Annotated in this window: 15 protein-coding genes; 11 read left to right on the top strand and 4 right to left on the bottom strand. The window is 61.3% G+C overall.

Going from position 1 to position 15,670, the window contains the following annotated elements; translation table 11 throughout:
• Nucleotides 1-14 precede the first annotated feature (14 nt).
• The 11 genes from ACGYLI_RS14195 to virB11 are packed head-to-tail and all read left to right on the top strand — an operon-like array spanning nucleotide 15 to nucleotide 10,039.
• Nucleotides 15-293, top strand: a complete 279-nt coding sequence (locus ACGYLI_RS14195) for a type IV secretion system protein VirB3 (protein WP_040609064.1) — start codon at nucleotides 15-17, stop codon at nucleotides 291-293.
• Nucleotides 268-2,661 carry a type IV secretion system protein B4 gene (locus ACGYLI_RS14190; protein WP_172839585.1) on the top strand — a complete coding sequence of 798 codons (2,394 nt, stop codon included), beginning with the start codon at nucleotides 268-270 and terminating at the stop codon, nucleotides 2,659-2,661. The genes ACGYLI_RS14195 and ACGYLI_RS14190 overlap by 26 nt, the downstream gene beginning before the upstream one ends.
• Complete coding sequence (locus tag ACGYLI_RS14185; RefSeq protein ID WP_009804202.1) at nucleotides 2,658-2,867, top strand: hypothetical protein; 210 nt, start codon at nucleotides 2,658-2,660, stop codon at nucleotides 2,865-2,867. The genes ACGYLI_RS14190 and ACGYLI_RS14185 overlap by 4 nt, the downstream gene beginning before the upstream one ends.
• Entirely contained in the window at nucleotides 2,864-3,976 is a 1,113-nt protein-coding gene (locus ACGYLI_RS14180) for a lytic transglycosylase domain-containing protein (RefSeq protein ID WP_009804201.1), read from the top strand. Before ACGYLI_RS14185 ends, ACGYLI_RS14180 begins: the two co-directional genes overlap by 4 nt.
• Nucleotides 3,973-4,740, top strand: coding sequence for a type IV secretion system protein (locus tag ACGYLI_RS14175; RefSeq protein ID WP_071974400.1), 768 nt, complete (start codon nucleotides 3,973-3,975; stop codon nucleotides 4,738-4,740). Before ACGYLI_RS14180 ends, ACGYLI_RS14175 begins: the two co-directional genes overlap by 4 nt.
• 2 nt (nucleotides 4,741-4,742) lie before the next feature.
• Nucleotides 4,743-5,171 carry a hypothetical protein gene (locus ACGYLI_RS14170; protein WP_232786401.1) on the top strand — a complete coding sequence of 143 codons (429 nt, stop codon included), beginning with the start codon at nucleotides 4,743-4,745 and terminating at the stop codon, nucleotides 5,169-5,171.
• A complete protein-coding gene (locus ACGYLI_RS14165) occupies nucleotides 5,172-6,185 on the top strand; it encodes a type IV secretion system protein (protein ID WP_394419654.1) in 1,014 nt (337 codons plus the stop codon). It abuts the gene before it with no gap.
• 17 nt (nucleotides 6,186-6,202) lie between these two features.
• Nucleotides 6,203-6,883 carry a virB8 family protein gene (locus tag ACGYLI_RS14160; protein WP_394419653.1) on the top strand — a complete coding sequence of 227 codons (681 nt, stop codon included), beginning with the start codon at nucleotides 6,203-6,205 and terminating at the stop codon, nucleotides 6,881-6,883.
• Nucleotides 6,884-6,888: 5 nt separating this feature from the next.
• Nucleotides 6,889-7,611, top strand: a complete 723-nt coding sequence (locus ACGYLI_RS14155; RefSeq protein ID WP_394419652.1) for a TrbG/VirB9 family P-type conjugative transfer protein — start codon at nucleotides 6,889-6,891, stop codon at nucleotides 7,609-7,611.
• A 2-nt stretch (nucleotides 7,612-7,613) separates the two neighbouring features.
• Complete coding sequence (locus ACGYLI_RS14150; RefSeq protein WP_394419651.1) at nucleotides 7,614-9,041, top strand: TrbI/VirB10 family protein; 1,428 nt, start codon at nucleotides 7,614-7,616, stop codon at nucleotides 9,039-9,041.
• Entirely contained in the window at nucleotides 9,038-10,039 is a 1,002-nt protein-coding gene (gene virB11, locus ACGYLI_RS14145) for a P-type DNA transfer ATPase VirB11 (protein ID WP_067922297.1), read from the top strand. Before ACGYLI_RS14150 ends, virB11 begins: the two co-directional genes overlap by 4 nt.
• Before the next feature lie 64 nt (nucleotides 10,040-10,103).
• Here virB11 and ACGYLI_RS14140 read toward each other — a convergent pair whose 3' ends face one another.
• The 4 genes from ACGYLI_RS14140 to ACGYLI_RS14125 all read right to left on the bottom strand — a co-directional run bounded on the left by ACGYLI_RS14140 (nucleotide 10,104) and on the right by ACGYLI_RS14125 (nucleotide 15,639).
• Nucleotides 10,104-11,165 carry a carbohydrate kinase family protein gene (locus tag ACGYLI_RS14140; RefSeq protein WP_067267214.1) on the bottom strand — a complete coding sequence of 354 codons (1,062 nt, stop codon included), beginning with the start codon at nucleotides 11,163-11,165 and terminating at the stop codon, nucleotides 10,104-10,106.
• A gap of 468 nt (nucleotides 11,166-11,633) precedes the next feature.
• Nucleotides 11,634-12,671 (bottom strand): TniB family NTP-binding protein, encoded by a 1,038-nt coding sequence (locus ACGYLI_RS14135; RefSeq protein ID WP_067267216.1) that lies wholly within the window; start codon nucleotides 12,669-12,671, stop codon nucleotides 11,634-11,636.
• Complete coding sequence (locus tag ACGYLI_RS14130; protein WP_150121463.1) at nucleotides 12,671-14,872, bottom strand: hypothetical protein; 2,202 nt, start codon at nucleotides 14,870-14,872, stop codon at nucleotides 12,671-12,673. Before ACGYLI_RS14130 ends, ACGYLI_RS14135 begins: the two co-directional genes overlap by 1 nt.
• Nucleotides 14,869-15,639: a hypothetical protein gene (locus ACGYLI_RS14125; protein WP_067928850.1), complete on the bottom strand. Its 771-nt coding sequence runs from the start codon at nucleotides 15,637-15,639 to the stop codon at nucleotides 14,869-14,871. Before ACGYLI_RS14125 ends, ACGYLI_RS14130 begins: the two co-directional genes overlap by 4 nt.
• Nucleotides 15,640-15,670: the final 31 nt, after the last annotated feature.

Raw genomic sequence — 15,670 nt, 5'->3', positions numbered from 1 at the left:
ATCCGAGTAGAGCAGTGGCAGAACGATCCCCCCTTTTTCTGGGCCTCGCCCGTCCGCCCAAGTATCTGGGTCTCCCTGTCGGATACCTCGTGGTGCTGACGACCGGGGTCGTTCTGCCGTTCATCTGGACGAAGTCGATGGTCTTCTTCCTGATTGGTCTCGTCGCCTATCCGATCCTCTGGTTTGTCGCCGACCGCGAGCCGCATTTCTTCGAGGTCCTGCGCGTCTCCTATGGATCAGTGCGTCCGACGAAGAACAGGGCCCTGCATGGAGGCGACAGCTTTGGCGCTTGATGCGGGCACACTTTCCACTTTTGGGGCCGCCCTGCATCAAGCAGGCGGGGGGGAGTTCACGCGGGAGAGTTATCTCGCCGAGCACCTGCCGTATTTCGCGCTCGCGGCTGACGACGTCATGGTACTGCGCGAGGGCGACCTTATGGCGACCCTCCGCCTCGACGGGCTCAACCCGATGACCACGGAAGATGCCCGGCTCGACGCGCTCAAGCGTGCAGTCGCTGCCATCGTCGCCCAGACCGGCAACGCCTTCGGCTTCTACATTCACCGCATCTCCGTGCCGCAGGATCTCGGAATGCGCCCCCTCGAGGGGGACAGCTTCGCCGCCGCGATCGATGCGCGCTGGCAGGCCCATGTCAAAGACCTGCGCCCGGCCAAGCGCCAACTCTATCTCAGCGTCATCCGGCGGCCCGATATCTCGGCCCGCATTCCCCTCCTGCGTGCGCTGGCCCGCAAGGCCTGGGTCAAGGACCGCGCGACACGCCTGCAGGAGTTGAACGAGGTCATGGGCTTCTTCGAGGTAGCGCTTGCCTCGGCCAACCCCGTCAGGCTCACGAAGTCGGGCGGTGAATGGCTGGGCTACCTCAATACGCTGAACGCCGGCAGCTTCTCCCCCATCGCCTTCGGGCAGAGCGCCCTACCCCTCTCGCACACCCTGAGCAACTGTCGCGCGACCTTCGACGGCGATGTCGTCACCCTGACCGACGCCGTGACCGGCCAGGTCAAATACGGCGCACTCTTTTCGATGAAAACCTATCCGGCGCTCACGGACGTCACGCTGCTCGACGCGCTCGACCTGCCTCTCGACATCGTGCTGACCAACTCCTTCAGCCCGATCCCGAACAACATCATGGCCGAGCGCATCCAGCGCATCATCCGCCAGATGCACGCCTCCGACGATGCCGCCGTCTCTCTGCGCGAACAACTGGGCCAGGCCGCCGACGATCAGGAGGCGGGACGGATCGCCTTTGGCGATCATCACCTGTCGATCGCCGTCTATGCGCCCGACCGCGATACGCTTGAGCGCGCTGCAGCCCAGATCAAGCGCGTGGGCCAGGAAATCATGTCGGTGATCGTGCGCGAGAACATGGCGCTGAAAGCCACCTACTTCGCACAATCCCCCGGCAACTTTGGCTATCGCGCTCGCAAAACTCCGATCTCCTCGATCAACTTCGCGGATTTCGCCGCCCTGCATGGCAGCGTCGAGGGGCGCGGCCCCAACCAATCGCCCTGGGGCCAGACCATCTCGGTCCTGCCAACCGTCGGCACCTCGGGCTATCGGTTCAATTTTCACGAGGCGGGCAACCCGGGCAAGGAACCGACCGTCGGCCATACGCTCGTGCTGGGGCGCACCGGCACCGGCAAGACGCTCACCACCGCCTTCCTCGCAGCCCAAGCGCAGCGGGTCGGCGCGCGGCTTTTCTTCTTCGACAAGGATCGCGGCCTCGAGATGGCGGTCCGCGCGCTTGGCGGGCGCTACAACGAGATCCGCGCTGGCGTGCCGACGGGCCTGAACCCGCTGATGACCGAGATCGACGAACGGGGCCGCGCCTGGCTCTCGGACTGGCTGGCGACCCTTCTTTCCCGGGGCGGAACCCTCACGGGCGAACAATCCCGCCATATCCAGAGCGCGGTCGCGCAAAATGCCTATGCCGAGGGCTCGCTCCGGCGCTTCGCGAGTTTCGAGACGCTGTTTCAATCGCTCGACGACGATGGCGAGCTACAGTCCCGCGTCGCCGAATGGGCCCCGGGCGGCCGCTATGGCTGGGTCTTCGACGAGCCGGAACATGGTGCCGGGCTCGAACTGGCCTCCGACATCATCGGCTTCGACATGACCGAGATTCTCGACATGACCACCGAGCGGATGGCGGTGCTCTCCTACATCTTCCGCCAGATCGAACGTGTGGTCGAGGATCGCCGCCCCACCATCATCGTCCTCGACGAGGCCTGGAAGCTGCTTGACGATCCCTACTTCGGCGCGCGGCTGGAAAACTGGCTGGTGACGCTGCGCAAGATGAACTGCGTCGTGATCATGATGACGCAGTATCCGAGCCAGCTGCGCGATAGCCGCGTCGGCAAGACCATCGTCGAGACGGTCCCGACCCAGATCCTCTTCCCGAACGACCGTGCCACGATCTCCGATTACGACTTTCTGCGCGTGAACGCCAAGGAGGCTGCCCTCCTCGTGCAGCCCACAATCGGCCAGCGCATCGCGCTCGTGCGCTCGGCGGGCGACAGCGTCTTTGTCGATGCCGATCTCTCCGCCCTCGGCACCCTCCTCCCCATCCTTGGCGGCGGCGCCACCGGCGAGGCCCGTGTGCCCGCCGATTGGCGCGCCAATCCTGATTTCTGGAGACATGTTATATGAATTCGAAACCTCTCCTCGCGCTTTGCGCCGCCGGAAGCCTTCTTTCGGCTTGCGAGAAATACACCGAGAAATCCTCGCCCTGCTTCGGACGCAATGGCGAGCCGCAGGTGACAAGGTCCGCCCTGTCCTTCTCGACCATGGGCGCGCCGGCTCACGCAATGGCCAAGCCCGACTGCACCTTCGAGCCCCTGCCCCGTCCGGAATGAGCCGCGTCGCGATCATATCCGCCGGTTTCTGCCTCGGCCTCAGCACCCTGCCCGCGATCGCCCAGGGCGTGCCGACGCAGGACAATTCCGCGATCGGGCGCGCCATCGCCCGGGTGGCCGCACTGGCCGAGGATCTGGGCGTCCAGCAGGACAAGGATCGCACCGAGACGACCCTGGCCGATGTCCAGGCTGACCAGTTGCGTGTGCTCGAAGAGATGACCACAGCGATCACCGGTCCCGGCGTCGATATCCGCGCGCTCGAGGGCAATGCGGATTTCGGAGTAGCGGCGGTCTACCCGAACACCGACCCGAGCCCGATGAACAGCCGCCTCTTCGGCGACGGTCGCGAGACGGTCGAGATGATGATCGTCGAGGTGGCGGGCGAATTCGCAGGCGCGCCAGGTGTGGCCCGAGCAGGTCTCTCGGCCACCCAGTGGCGCTGTCTCTTCCAGGCCCTGATCAAGCAGGAAAGCCGCTTCAACGTCGCCGCCGAAAGTCCGGTCGGGGCTTATGGGTTGACCCAGCTCATGCCCGGCACCGCCTCCGATCTTGGCGTCGACCGCTATAATGTCAAAGACAACCTGCGCGGCGGCGCGCGCTACATCACCACCCAGCTCAATCGCTTCGGCAACATCCCCCATGCGCTCGCGGCCTATAACGCGGGTCCGGGACGCGTGATCGAATATGGTGGCGTGCCGCCCTTTGCCGAGACCCAAGGCTATGTGCGCAACATCTCCAAGTTTTACAACGAATACCTTGCCGTGGTCGGCGGCGCCGATGCGCTCGGCACGCTCTCGCCCTCGGACTTTGCGCTGGCCGAGTATGCCAGCATCTCCGAGGCCGGCGTCTATTACGCCGCCGACAGTTCCGCCACCACAGAGCAGGTCATCAATCGCCTGCGCGCGATCATCCTGCAGATCGACGCGCAACCCAATGCCAAGGCGGCCTGGGAGCTCAACACCTACGCCAAGGCCGAGATCGGTCGCATCCTCAACCTCCGCGTCCGGCTGATGGCGGCAAACCAGCAGCGCGAGGCGGCCTATGCGCAGCACCTCGTCGCTGACCGGCTGGCCGAGCGCGACTTCATGCAAATGGGAGTTCCCGAATGAGACAGCTTCTCCTGACCGTGGCTGCGGTCACCACGCTTGGGTTTTCCTCGCCCGCAGCGGCCCAAGGTGTGCCAACCTTCGATGGTTCGCAGCTTGGACAACTGGTCGCGCAACTCGAGCACATGGCCGAAGATCTGAACGTCCAGATGCAGCAGCTCGCCACCATGCGGCTGGAACTGGAAACCCAACTGTCGCAGCTCACAAACCTCGAGGCGCAACTGACCTCGCTGATCGAGGGCAGCGGGTTGGGTGAGCTCTTCGCCACGGTCGAAGAATTCCGCGCACTGCGCGGCAAGTTGGTCGCCCCGCTCAACACCGCGCAATCTCTGGCGAGCGGCGATTTCCTGAGCGGCTTCAATCCCGGTGCGGAACTCACAGCCTCGGTCGAGCGGGTTTTGTCTGGCAGCGGTTTCACCTCGGAGCGCCTGAGCACGCTTTCGGGCTCCGATCAGCCCGCCGACAACCGGATCGCCACTTCGGCCGGGGCCAGCGCCATGCTGTCCGTCGCAGCCCAGGAAAGCCATGAAGAAGCGGGCCAAAGCCTCGAGCGGCTCGAGACCATGGTCGGGCTGATCGACGATCAGGACGGGCTGAAGGCCGCCGTCGATCTCAACACCCGCGTCACGGCAGAGCTCGGCATCATCCTGACCCAGATCTGGCGGCTGGAAGCGGCCCAGGGCGTCAGCGCCGGCCAACTTGGCGTCGTCGATGCAGCCACCCTCGCGGATGAACGCAAGTTCCGCTCGATGGCGGTGGATCCATGAGAATGTCCAAGCGCACCCCGAGCCGCTTCACATTGATGGAAGCCGGTCTCCTCAGCCTTTCACTTGTCATTCCGGTCGGTCTTCTCGTCTTGCCCGACCCGGCCTCGGGTCAGGACCGGCCCTTCACCTCGATGGAGATCGTACGGGATGAAGAGGACGAATGCCGCGTCCCAAAGCCGCCTGTTGATCTCGCCGAGACCGCTTACTTGCGCAATGGCTACCGCGCGATCCTGCGCATCCTGATCGCCGAGGAAGCCCTCGCCTCGGAGAGCTGCACCTGCCTGCTGGACCAGTTCAGCTGGGATCAGGCCTTGGGCGCCCTGCCCCGGTTCAAGACCTCGGACAATCCGCGTCTGCCCTTCAACGTGCTGGACCTCTACGCCAAAGCCGACGCGCTCGAGGCTCAACTTGCAGAAGGTTGCGCAGAGTAAATGGGCGTTATTCGCGACATCCTGGGACAGGTCGACGCCGCGGTGAACACCGTGGCGCAGGACGGCTTTGTCTCCTCGGCGGCCTCGGTCGGCAACGTCATCTCGGCGGGCGCGACCCTCCTCCTCGTCCTTCTGGGCATCAACGCGGTCATGCAGCTGCGCCCCCTGCCCTTCGGCACCGGCTTTGCCTTCGGGGTGAAGGTGGCACTGGTAGGGATATTCGCGCAAAGTTGGGACAATTTCAGCGTCATCTATGACATCGTCACACGCGTGCCCGACTCCGTCGGCGCCTCGATCCTGGCCCTCACCGGGTCCGGCGACGAGGCCGGGGTCTATGAGAGCCTCGACAACATGGTCGCCCGCATCACCGCCTATGGTGACACGATTGGTGATCGCGCGGGCTGGGTTTTCGGCGCGGTCCTGGGTGCCATCTTCTTCGTCCTTTCCGCCGTTTTCGCCGCCGTCACCGCCGGGATCATCGCCTTCGCCCGCATCGTCTTCGCATTGATGATTGTGATCGCCCCCTTCATGATCGTGACCTCGCTCTTCAAGCCGACCCAGTCCCTCTTCGAGGCCTGGACCCGCGCCACCATCGGCTATGCGCTCATGCCGGTCGCGGCCGCCGGGGCCGCGGGCATCATCGTGGCGATCGCCGAGGCCATTGGGGATGCTTCCGCCGATCCGGGCGATGTCGAGACCGTCAGCCTCATCCTGCCCTTCCTCGTCATCCTGATCCTCAGCGCCGGGATCATGGCCTCGGTGCCAAACATCGCCTCCAACCTCACCGGCGTCGTCGGCATTGCCTCGAATGCCGTGGGTCTGACCGGTCTCGCACGTCAGGGGTTCGTGAACACGCGAGAGTATGGCACGGGCGCGACCTCGCGCCTCGTCACCGGCAAGTCCCCGCACGAGCTGAACCAGATGGCCAATGCGGGCGTGGTGAAGACCGGCGAGATGATCCGGCAAAGCCCCGGCGCGCTTCTCTCCGCCGCCAAGGCCTTCCGAAAACCCTGATGTGAAAGACGACTGATTTGAAGAAGCTTGTGACCAGTTCTCCCGCGCCCGACCGCGACGCATTCGAGGCGGATTTCATCTACGGGCCAAGACGGCGCGAGCGCTTCGCCTGGTTTGTCGCGGCTGCCGGCGTGCTGGTCGGCGTGGCTGGCATGGTCGCGGGCGCGAGCCTCTTTCCCCTCAAGACGACCGAAACCTTCGTGGTCGTCGTGGACAAGGAAACCGGCGAGATGGACCGGGTTGCGGCTGTCCAGGCGCTGACGCTTTCCGAGAGCGACGCCATCATTCAGGCCAATCTCGTCGCTTACGTCGATGATCGGGAAACCTATGACCTGACCGATGGCGAGCAGCGCATCAACTCGGTCCTCGACCGTTCGGATGGTGACGCCGCCCGCACGCTGCGCGATCTCTGGTCCTCCACCAACGAGGAATACCCGATCACCGTCTATGGCCGCGACGCCAAGATCGAGGTGGTGATCAAATCGGTGAACCAGATCGAGCGCGGCGTGGCTCAGGTCCGTTTCACCCGCACGCTGCGCCGCCCCCGTGACACCCGTACCGTCACCCGGTCTTACGTCGCGACCGTCGGCTACGACTTCCAACCCGAAACCCGCCAGCGCCTTCAGGACGTCTGGGCCAACCCCTTGGGCTTCGTGGTGACCTCCTACCGCGTCGACGCCGAGACCCTGGAGAACTGACCAAGATGAAATCCCTGCCCGCGCTCCTCCTGGCGCTTGCTCTTCCTGTTGCCGCCTATGCTGAAGCCACGCCGCAAGGCGGCCCGCTCGACATCCGCATCCGCACTGCCGTCTATAATGAAAACCAGGTCTACCGGATCGAGACCGATCTTCGGCATTCGACGACGATCCATTTCGGGGCCGGGGAGAGGTTCGAGGCGGTGATTGTCGGCGACACCGAAAGCTTCCAGGTCGATCCGATCCCAGAGCTTGGCAATGTGCTGACCATCAAACCGCATGTGGCCAATGCCTCCACCAACATGACGGTGATCACCAACCGCCGCACCTATTCCTTCCACCTGCGCGAAGGCTCGATCCCGAACCGCACCGGCATGTTCTTCGAAGTCCGCTTCCGCTACCCCGACGAGGAACGTCGGGCGACGGCGGCGACCCAGCCGAAAGGCTTCGACGCCCCGCGCAACTACAATTACCGCGTCTCGGGCGAAGGGGATTTCCGCCCCAGCCATATCTATGACGACGGGCGCTATACCTACTTCGTCTTCCCGGAAAACGGTCGCCAGCCCGCCCTCTTCAAGGCCGATGACCAGGGCCGTGAGCGCACGGTCAACTGGACCCAGCAAGGCAACACGGTCCGGGTGCTTGGGGTGAACACCTACTGGACGCTGCGTATCGGCGATGAGGCGATCTGCGCCTGGCGCGACGAGAGCGCCATCTACGTGAGCAACTGACCATGGCCGAACAAACTCCTGCCGACCTTCAGGACCGCCTCGACCAGTTCAGCCAACGCGGCAAATCCAAACGCCGGGGCAACAGCCTCGGGGTCGGCGCCCTCGCCGCCGCCCTCGCCCTTGGCGGCGCCGGGGTCGCGTATTTCCTGGCCACCGGCTTGCAGGAAGGCGACAGCGCGCTTGAGACCTCCGATGTCGAGACCTTCCAGGACCGCCGGCCCGGCACTGGCGGGCGCTTGGAGTTCCCGCCTGACGAGGCCGAGCAACGGGTCAATGACGCGCTGATCGCTGTCGAGGAAGCGCTCGATGTGCCCGCGGCTCCTGCCCCGGAGCCGAGCGCCGAGGTGCTGGCCGAGATCGCCAAGCTCCGCGAGGCCCTCGCCGCCAGCCAAGCCGCGCGCAATTCGGAAATCCAGTCCGCCGTTGCGGACCTGCGCGAGGCCTTCGACGAACAGAAGGCGGCGCTTGAAGCACTTATTGCGGAGAAAGAGGCCGAGCTTGCCAACCTGCAGCGTCAGACCGAGACCCGCATCGAAGGTCTGCAGGCCATGTTCGATGCCGAACGGGCGCAGCGCGAGGGGCTTGAGGCCGAGCTCGACCGCGAGGGGTTTATTGCTGATCAGCGCCTTCTCGAAGAACGCCGGCGTCAGGAAGAGGAGCAGCGTCAGCGTGAGGCCGAGCGGGTTGCCGAGGAGCTTTTGACCGCGCAGATCAAATCGCCCGCCGTGGTCTATGCCGACGGTCCGCGTGGCGGTGCGAGTGGCGCGGCAGTGGCCGAACCTACCGCCGCTGCTGGTGCCGGGGGGCCGGTGCTCTCAGGCAATGAGGCGTTCCTGCAGAGCGCGCGACCGCTCGAGGTGCAGGAGGCCACTCGTCTCACCCATCCCGAGCGCACGCTGACCCAAGGGTCCGTCATCCAGGCCGCGCTTCAGACCGCCATCAACAGCGATCTGCCGGGCTCCGTTGTCGCGGTCGTCTCCGAGCCGGTTCCGGCGTTCTCCGGGGACCGGGTTCTGATCCCCCGGGGTTCCCGCCTTTTTGGCCAATACCGCTCCGGCATCGAGATGCACCAGAAGCGCATCCTGATCCTCTGGACCCGCGTCCTGACCCCGGACGGCACCTCGATGGAAATCGCCGCCGTCGGCGGGGACCAGCTCGGCCGGTCGGGCCTCACCGGCCTCGTCGATACCAAGTTCGCCGAGCGCTTTGGCGGGGCGGCTCTGATTTCCGTGATCGGGGCGGCGCCTGCGGTCGCGGCCGAGAGTGCCAACAATGAAACCACCAGCATTGTCCTGGGAGATGTCGGCAGCGACCTGCAGGACGCGGTCGGGTCGGTCATCGCCGATCAGGTCTCGATCGCGCCGACGATCTATGTCGATCAGGGGGCCTCGGTCACCGTGCTCGTGGATCGGGATGTGGTGATTTATTGACCCGGACAGAAAGCCCAGCCTCCTATCTCGAGCGATATCTCGATCCGTTCCGCGACCTTCTGCGGCGCGACGACGTGGTCGAGATCGCGGTCAACCCGGACGGCAAGGTCTGGCTCGAGGTCGCGGGCGACGCCACGATGCGCCACGAAGGCCAGACCGTGGATCGCACCACCGCCCTCAACATGGCCCAGACCATCGTCGGCGACGCCAAGGCCCGCGTCTCTGAAAAGAACCCGCTCGTGTCCGGCAAGGTGGAATATGCGGGCCGCCCCCTCCGGGTCCAGGTCGCCGTGCCGCCCGCCATCGACCGCGGTGCCTCGATCACCATCCGACTTTTCGCCTCGGGCAGCGTCCGGGACTACGCCCCGGCCTATCTCTTCGGCAAGGCCGTCTCGCTCGATGCGCTCCGCGCCGAGAAGATGAAAAACATCGCCAGTCTCGCAGAAGAAAACCTCGAGGTCGCGCTGCAGACCCTCGTCGAGGCGCGGCTCAACGTCCTGATCAGCGGCGGCACCTCGACCGGCAAGACCACTTTCGCCCGCCATCTTCTGACCCATATCACTGAGCACGAACGCCTGATCACCATCGAGGACGCCTTCGAGCTATTCCCCGCCCAACCGAACACCGTCGCCCTCCTGGCCGACCGCGGAACCGGTTCGCAACGCAGCGCCAATGCCCTCCTTCAGGCCTCCCTCCGCATGCGCCCCGACCGGATCATCGTCGGTGAGTTGCGCGGGGCCGAGGCCCTGACCTATCTCGAGGCCATCAACACTGGCCATGGTGGGTCGGTCTCCACGATCCACGCCGAAACCGCGGAACTCGCCATCGACCGGCTGGCGATCATGGTGCTGCAGGCCGGCACACCGCTGACCTTCGCTGAAGTGCGGGAGTACATCCGGAAATCCATTGATGTGATCGTGCAGCTGGGGCGGGCCGAGGGCAAACGGGGGATCACTGAGTTCTATCTGCCTGGAAGCAGAAACCAGCCGCCGCCTTGAGGCTCGTTAGCAGAACTGGGTCTCCGGAACCATAATGCGTGGGCACTGCTGATGTCATAGTACTTTAGGCGGTTTCGGCATCTTTCCCCGTCGAAAACGGAACAATCTTGCATAGCGAACACAGGTTCACTCGCGGCTCAGCCTTACCCTCAGTCAATCTTTCAACTGAAGTTTCCTTGCCGGCCATCAGGTCTGAAACCGCCAACATGAAAGCATCCTTGTCGGCTGCTTGCATCGCTCCACGGGCACCTTCAAATCCGCAGTTCAACGCCGCCGCCGCTTGCCCTCTTCGAAGTGCGTCAGAGATTAACCTCGGCGTCCAGGATACAGGGTTCATACTGCCCTGGTTGCCAAGTTCACTCAACAGTATTGCGGTACACCAATCACCTGAACCTGCCGCATCAAGAAAATATGGCGCCTCGAAAGCATCAAGTTCGAACCAATCCCAGCCAAGGCGAAATTCCAAGCCTCGCGGTCCTAAGGTTTGAATGATGAGATTTGGCCCAGTGAGATCACGGATTTCATTGATGTGACCGAGCCTATCTTCGGCAAACTTTAGGACGTGACAAACATCTATTGCCTTTTGAAATTGGCTCTCATCCCCTATGGAAGACGGCTCAAAGAGGACTAGACCTCCACTTTCGCGTACCCAAGAGGCAAGCTTCAGGGCGCTCGGAGACACGCGGTCAAAGAAAAAGATATCGGGAACGCAATCACTATCCAATACCGGCTGGATTTGTCGGATCGTCGTTGATCTGAACCTTGGAAGCCAACCGCCGCAATCCGGGCAAGTCAACACATAACGATGTGACCTGTGGCCTTCAGCATCTACCTTGAATTTCTGAACGACAACTGGCGTGGAGACCGACTGTTCTTGCCATACAAAGTCAGTTTTAACGCCGTCGAACTGAAGGTCGTGAACAACGAAGTCTCCCGGTTCATCACATCCAAGTCGCGCCACAGGAAACGAATCCCAACCCAGCCAGCTCAACAAGGCCATAACATTCCCGCACGAACCGCCTGCCGAAGCAAAGGTCGCCTCAAGGCCCTCCACAACATCCATGGCCACGAAGCCTGTTCCCATGGCCCGTAACCCGATGGCTTCCTGTTTCTTGTCGTCGATCATCGTTCCCAGTCCCCACGAAGCCACATAGATGAGAGCTGGTACTCCGTGTCTGATTCTATGACAGGATCGGAGTAGTCTGCTGTTTCTACATACAAAACACCCACTGACATACGATCTCCTGCGATAGCCCCGTACCTATGGTCATAGCACGCCAACAAGGCGCCGACCGATAAAAGCTTGGAAGATAATGGTGACACGAAAGCCTTGCAACCGCCAAGTTCGCTCAGTGCCCGCCGATACCGGTGACGTCCGACATCTAAATTACGTCTTGGCCGTTTTTCGACCCTAATGATTCCAATGACTTAGGTCAATACGCGACATTTGCAAATCCGCCTTCCGACACCCCAAATGCGCTCTGAGACACCGCAAATGCGTTCTGCCTTGCCCCCCTGCCCTGCCGGGTTGAGCGTTAGGCACAAAAAAACCGCCCCGAGGGGCGGCTTCTTTGGAAGGTTTTGCGGTTTCAGCTCATTTGGCAGACGGTCGGCGACGTTTGTTCAATACCTTCATTGCTTCGCGTTTTTTGTCTTCGTACCGTTGCAAAGCTTCCAACGTGTCAATCTGTTTCCAGTGCTCGGAAACAAAGGGATTCAACTCTTCGTCGCAGCCCATGCGAAGTGCATAAGCGTCGGCAAAATATGACATGTCGATCTCATCATTGTCATCTTCGAGACATTCGCCGATGGCTTCGATTGTCATTTCAACGGCCACGCCAAACCGCCCGACGGATGCATGGATCAAGATCTTGATGAATTCGTCGATCTGAAGAATTCCGGCGTCCCGGACGCCCGCATCCTCAAACAATTTGATCATCGTTTTCCGAAGGAGCGCCCCATCACTTGCGAATGTCATAGGCTTCATCTCGATCGGGCGAAGACGCCGGGTCAGCGTGGGATCGTGGTTGATCATGGCACGCCCCTCGGGCGTCGCCGTGAGGATGATGCAGATCGGCCATTCGGAGTGCTGCATCATGTTACGGAAACGTTTGATGAACACCTCGATACTGTCTGAGGTCTTATACCGGCCACTGTCCTGCACCTCGTCCAGATGCAGACCGGCGATCCCGCATTCCTTGAAATACTCCATGACCAAACGGGCAAGATAATCATCATCGCGCCGCGTATGTACCGGAACCTTGAGTTCACTCAGGATGGCGGTCAAGGTTTCCTTCACCGTGGCCCGACCGGGCACAATCACGCTGAGAATGCGACAGCCGAACTGGCGGTCGTCTGCGTCCTCGGCCAAGGCATGGTGCTCGGCGATGATCTCCTTGGCCAGCCGCGATTTCCCCGACCCGGCTGGGCCGATCAACGCAGCCCCTTTTTGCTCCGTTTTTCCGGCCCGCAGGCGGGCTTCACGTTGGGCAAGGACCCCAAAAACCCGCTTGCGAAACCCCCAATAGACGTCTGTCTTCTCAAAATGGTCTTCAAGGGCAACGATACGGTCCGCGATTTCGTTCTGCTGCGCGTATTCCTTACGCGCAGCACTCGTCAATTGAGCAGCCATTATTGGGGTCCTTTCCCGGTTTTGTTTTTGCGGGCTTTGGCCTTCGAACGGAAACGGTCCATCCCGGTCGGTGTGTCAGGTTCCGCTTCTTCCTGGATGTGATCGACTTCGAAACCACCCTCATCCACCGGATCGCGGTATTCCGCACGACCGATGAAGGGCTTTTCATGCTGGCCCTTGCCAAAATCGAGCTCGCGTGCGGCGCGTTCGACCTCGGCCTGCGAATATCCCACCATACCGATGTCGCACTGGCGCATGACGGTCTTCGACAGGTTTTCCCAGATTGCCGCGGCCTCTTTGCGGGCCCCTTCCTGCGCAAGGTTTTCCGCCTCAATGCGCTGACGGGCGAGCATGCGTTCCTGCTGCCAGACACGCAAGGACTTGCCGCTCATGCTCGGATCGATACAGCGGACCGAGATCAACTCGCCATCGGCAAGAACAGAAATCCCACCGAGATCGAACGGATCGACTTTGATCTCGAGCGTTTGCCCGGGCGCCGCAATACGGTCGACCACGCGGGCCTTGCGATCATTACGGATACGTTCATTGGTGTAAACGGTCCCCGCATAACGGATGCCTTCCTCTCCGACTTTGGCCTTGGCATAAAAACCGCAAGCCTCGCGCAACTGACCCGGTGACGGCATTTGGGTGCAATCGTATTGGGCCCCTTGGGTCAATTCTTCCCAAACAGCCGCAGGGGTCCGGTAGTTCAGCCCACGATGGGGTGTCTTGTGATATTCCGCGACAAATGCCAGCAGAATGGTGTGCAATTCGTCATCGGCGATACAGGCCTCGGCATTCGGCTTTCGATCATTGCGTGCCTGCGGGTTTTGCGCCGTATACCCCGGCAAATACCGGGCCAATTTCAAATCGGTGGTCCAGAAAAAACGCTCGATGTGACCACGCATGTTGGAGACACCGGCGACCGTGTTCATCTGGGTGGAGGAAAGCAGATAGGCCGCATGGGAGAACAGAGCACCTCCGAAAGGCTGCTTTCCGAACTCCGATCCGTTGTCATTGACAATTTCCTGAATGGGACAGCTATGGTGCCAGTCAGAGTTTTTGATGCCGATCTCGCGGAACAGATAAGTCTTGTCCATATAGGCCATGCGCAATGCCTCCAGAGAGGCATTCTCATTGGGCGTCCGGCAAATCGAGAAACCAAGAATGATCCGCGTCGCAATATCCATCAGGAACACAACCCAACGACGCACCCGTTTGACCTGGGCACGCTCTTCCTCAGTCATATTGTTGAGTTCTTCCCGGGTCGCGTCCAAAGTAACCAAATGGAACTGCCAGGCATCCGTCTGAACCACTTCACCAGGAACCGAGGCTTGGCGTCCGCCCTCAGAGGTGCCAAATTGTTTTTGCGCTGCGGCCAAACCATCACGTTGCATGACAACGAGAAACGGATCCAGATACTGGTCGATCCAGCGCTCATAGGTCCTTTGCGACAAAATTTTGAACTTTGTTGTCACCCCCATCTGCTCTCGCTGAGCATTGATTTGCTTCAGGTCCTCGATCAGCACGGTGATGATTTTGACCTTGGACGGACGGGTTCCATCTGCATATGCTCCAAGGCGTTCCAAGACGTAAACAAAGTCCGCATGCGCTTGGGTGGCAGCGTCAATCTGCACCTTGCGAGGAGCCAGAAAGGCATTCGGATTTTTGTCTGCTGCCTTATATGTGCGGAAATGGCGCAAAAGGGTGTCCGAGCTCGGCAGCCGTTTCAACCGCTGGGATGAATTCGGCTTCTGAGTGCCATACAGTTTCCGCGCCTGATAAGTGTCATAGTCATTGCCCATCAGAGTGTGAAACTCTTCCACCCCATCCCGGGTCAGCTTCATGCCCAGGTTCCGATAACGCTCCATCAAGATGCAGGCTTGCATGATCAAATCCACAGCATCACGCTGCTTCTTTGTGGCCCCAAAGAGTTCCGTCGCCCCATAAAGGGCGCGTTCTTCCTGGCGGGCGATGCTGTGAAACCCCTTCTCCACAAGCAGCGCTTCTGCGTCAAAGAGGTGCGGAATTTCCGCGGTCTCGAACTTGCGGAGATCCACATTTCCCTCGTCATTGACGACAGAAAACTGAAAATGGGTGATTGCTTTGCTCTTTTTATCCTGCACAGGCAGGATATGAGTGACCTCGCGACCTTCCAGGGTTACGCGGTCCGAGGCGGTAATGTTTCCGAAATACATCATGATGCATTGCTCCATAGTTGAGTATTGGGGGTAAAAAGGTCGAGTTTGTGTTTGCCGATGTCGCCATCACCGATCAGGCGTGCGGCGGCGCGGTAACCGCGCCCGGCGTTCCCAAGCCGCGAGGCCGTGATCAGCCCCGAGAAGGTGAAGCGAGGCCCCAGATCATTGGCCGCCTCCAGAACGATCCGATCGGCGTCAGGATCCCAGCCACGGCGGGCCATATGGATGGCTTTCGCGCATTCACGGGCCGCCGGATGGAAGCTGAAGCGCGACAAGACCTGGACGCGATCCGCGACATCCGCCGAACATTGCGTGGCGATATTGGCAACTTCCTCGAGGTAGGATTTGCGATTGGCCTTCTCATCGTATTTGACCGACACAAGCAACGTGGCGCCGGTTTTCAACAAGGTATTGCAATCCCACAGGGTGTGGGTGCTCTCACCTGCGAGGTTGATGTACGGTGTACGGGTCAACTGTTCGCGAAACGCGATCACATTCGGGTTGGCGGCGATGTTTTCGTACACCTGTGCTTCTTCAAAAGAGGCGCACCAAAACTGCTGAAGGGCAGCCTGGCGATGAAGGCGCGTCGTATAGGCCACCTTACAAGAGCTGCTCGACTTGCCGAGTTCCAGCTTGTTCAGGTGCGACGGCAGAACCCGCATCGGCTCGTCGGGGTCTGCCAGAGGCGGCGGCAAGACATCTCCCTCCCAAAGATAAGACAGGTGGGCATGGGGGTGGTTGGCCATTTGGCCATCAAGATCATCCATAATTCGTCCTCGTATTCCGGTTCCGACTGCA

Source organism: Sulfitobacter sp. 1A13421, from assembly GCF_043557285.1.
GTDB classification, from domain to species: domain Bacteria; phylum Pseudomonadota; class Alphaproteobacteria; order Rhodobacterales; family Rhodobacteraceae; genus Sulfitobacter; species Sulfitobacter faviae.
The sequence above is the reverse complement of the archived record's forward strand: the minus strand, read 5'-3'. Positions and strand labels throughout refer to the sequence as shown.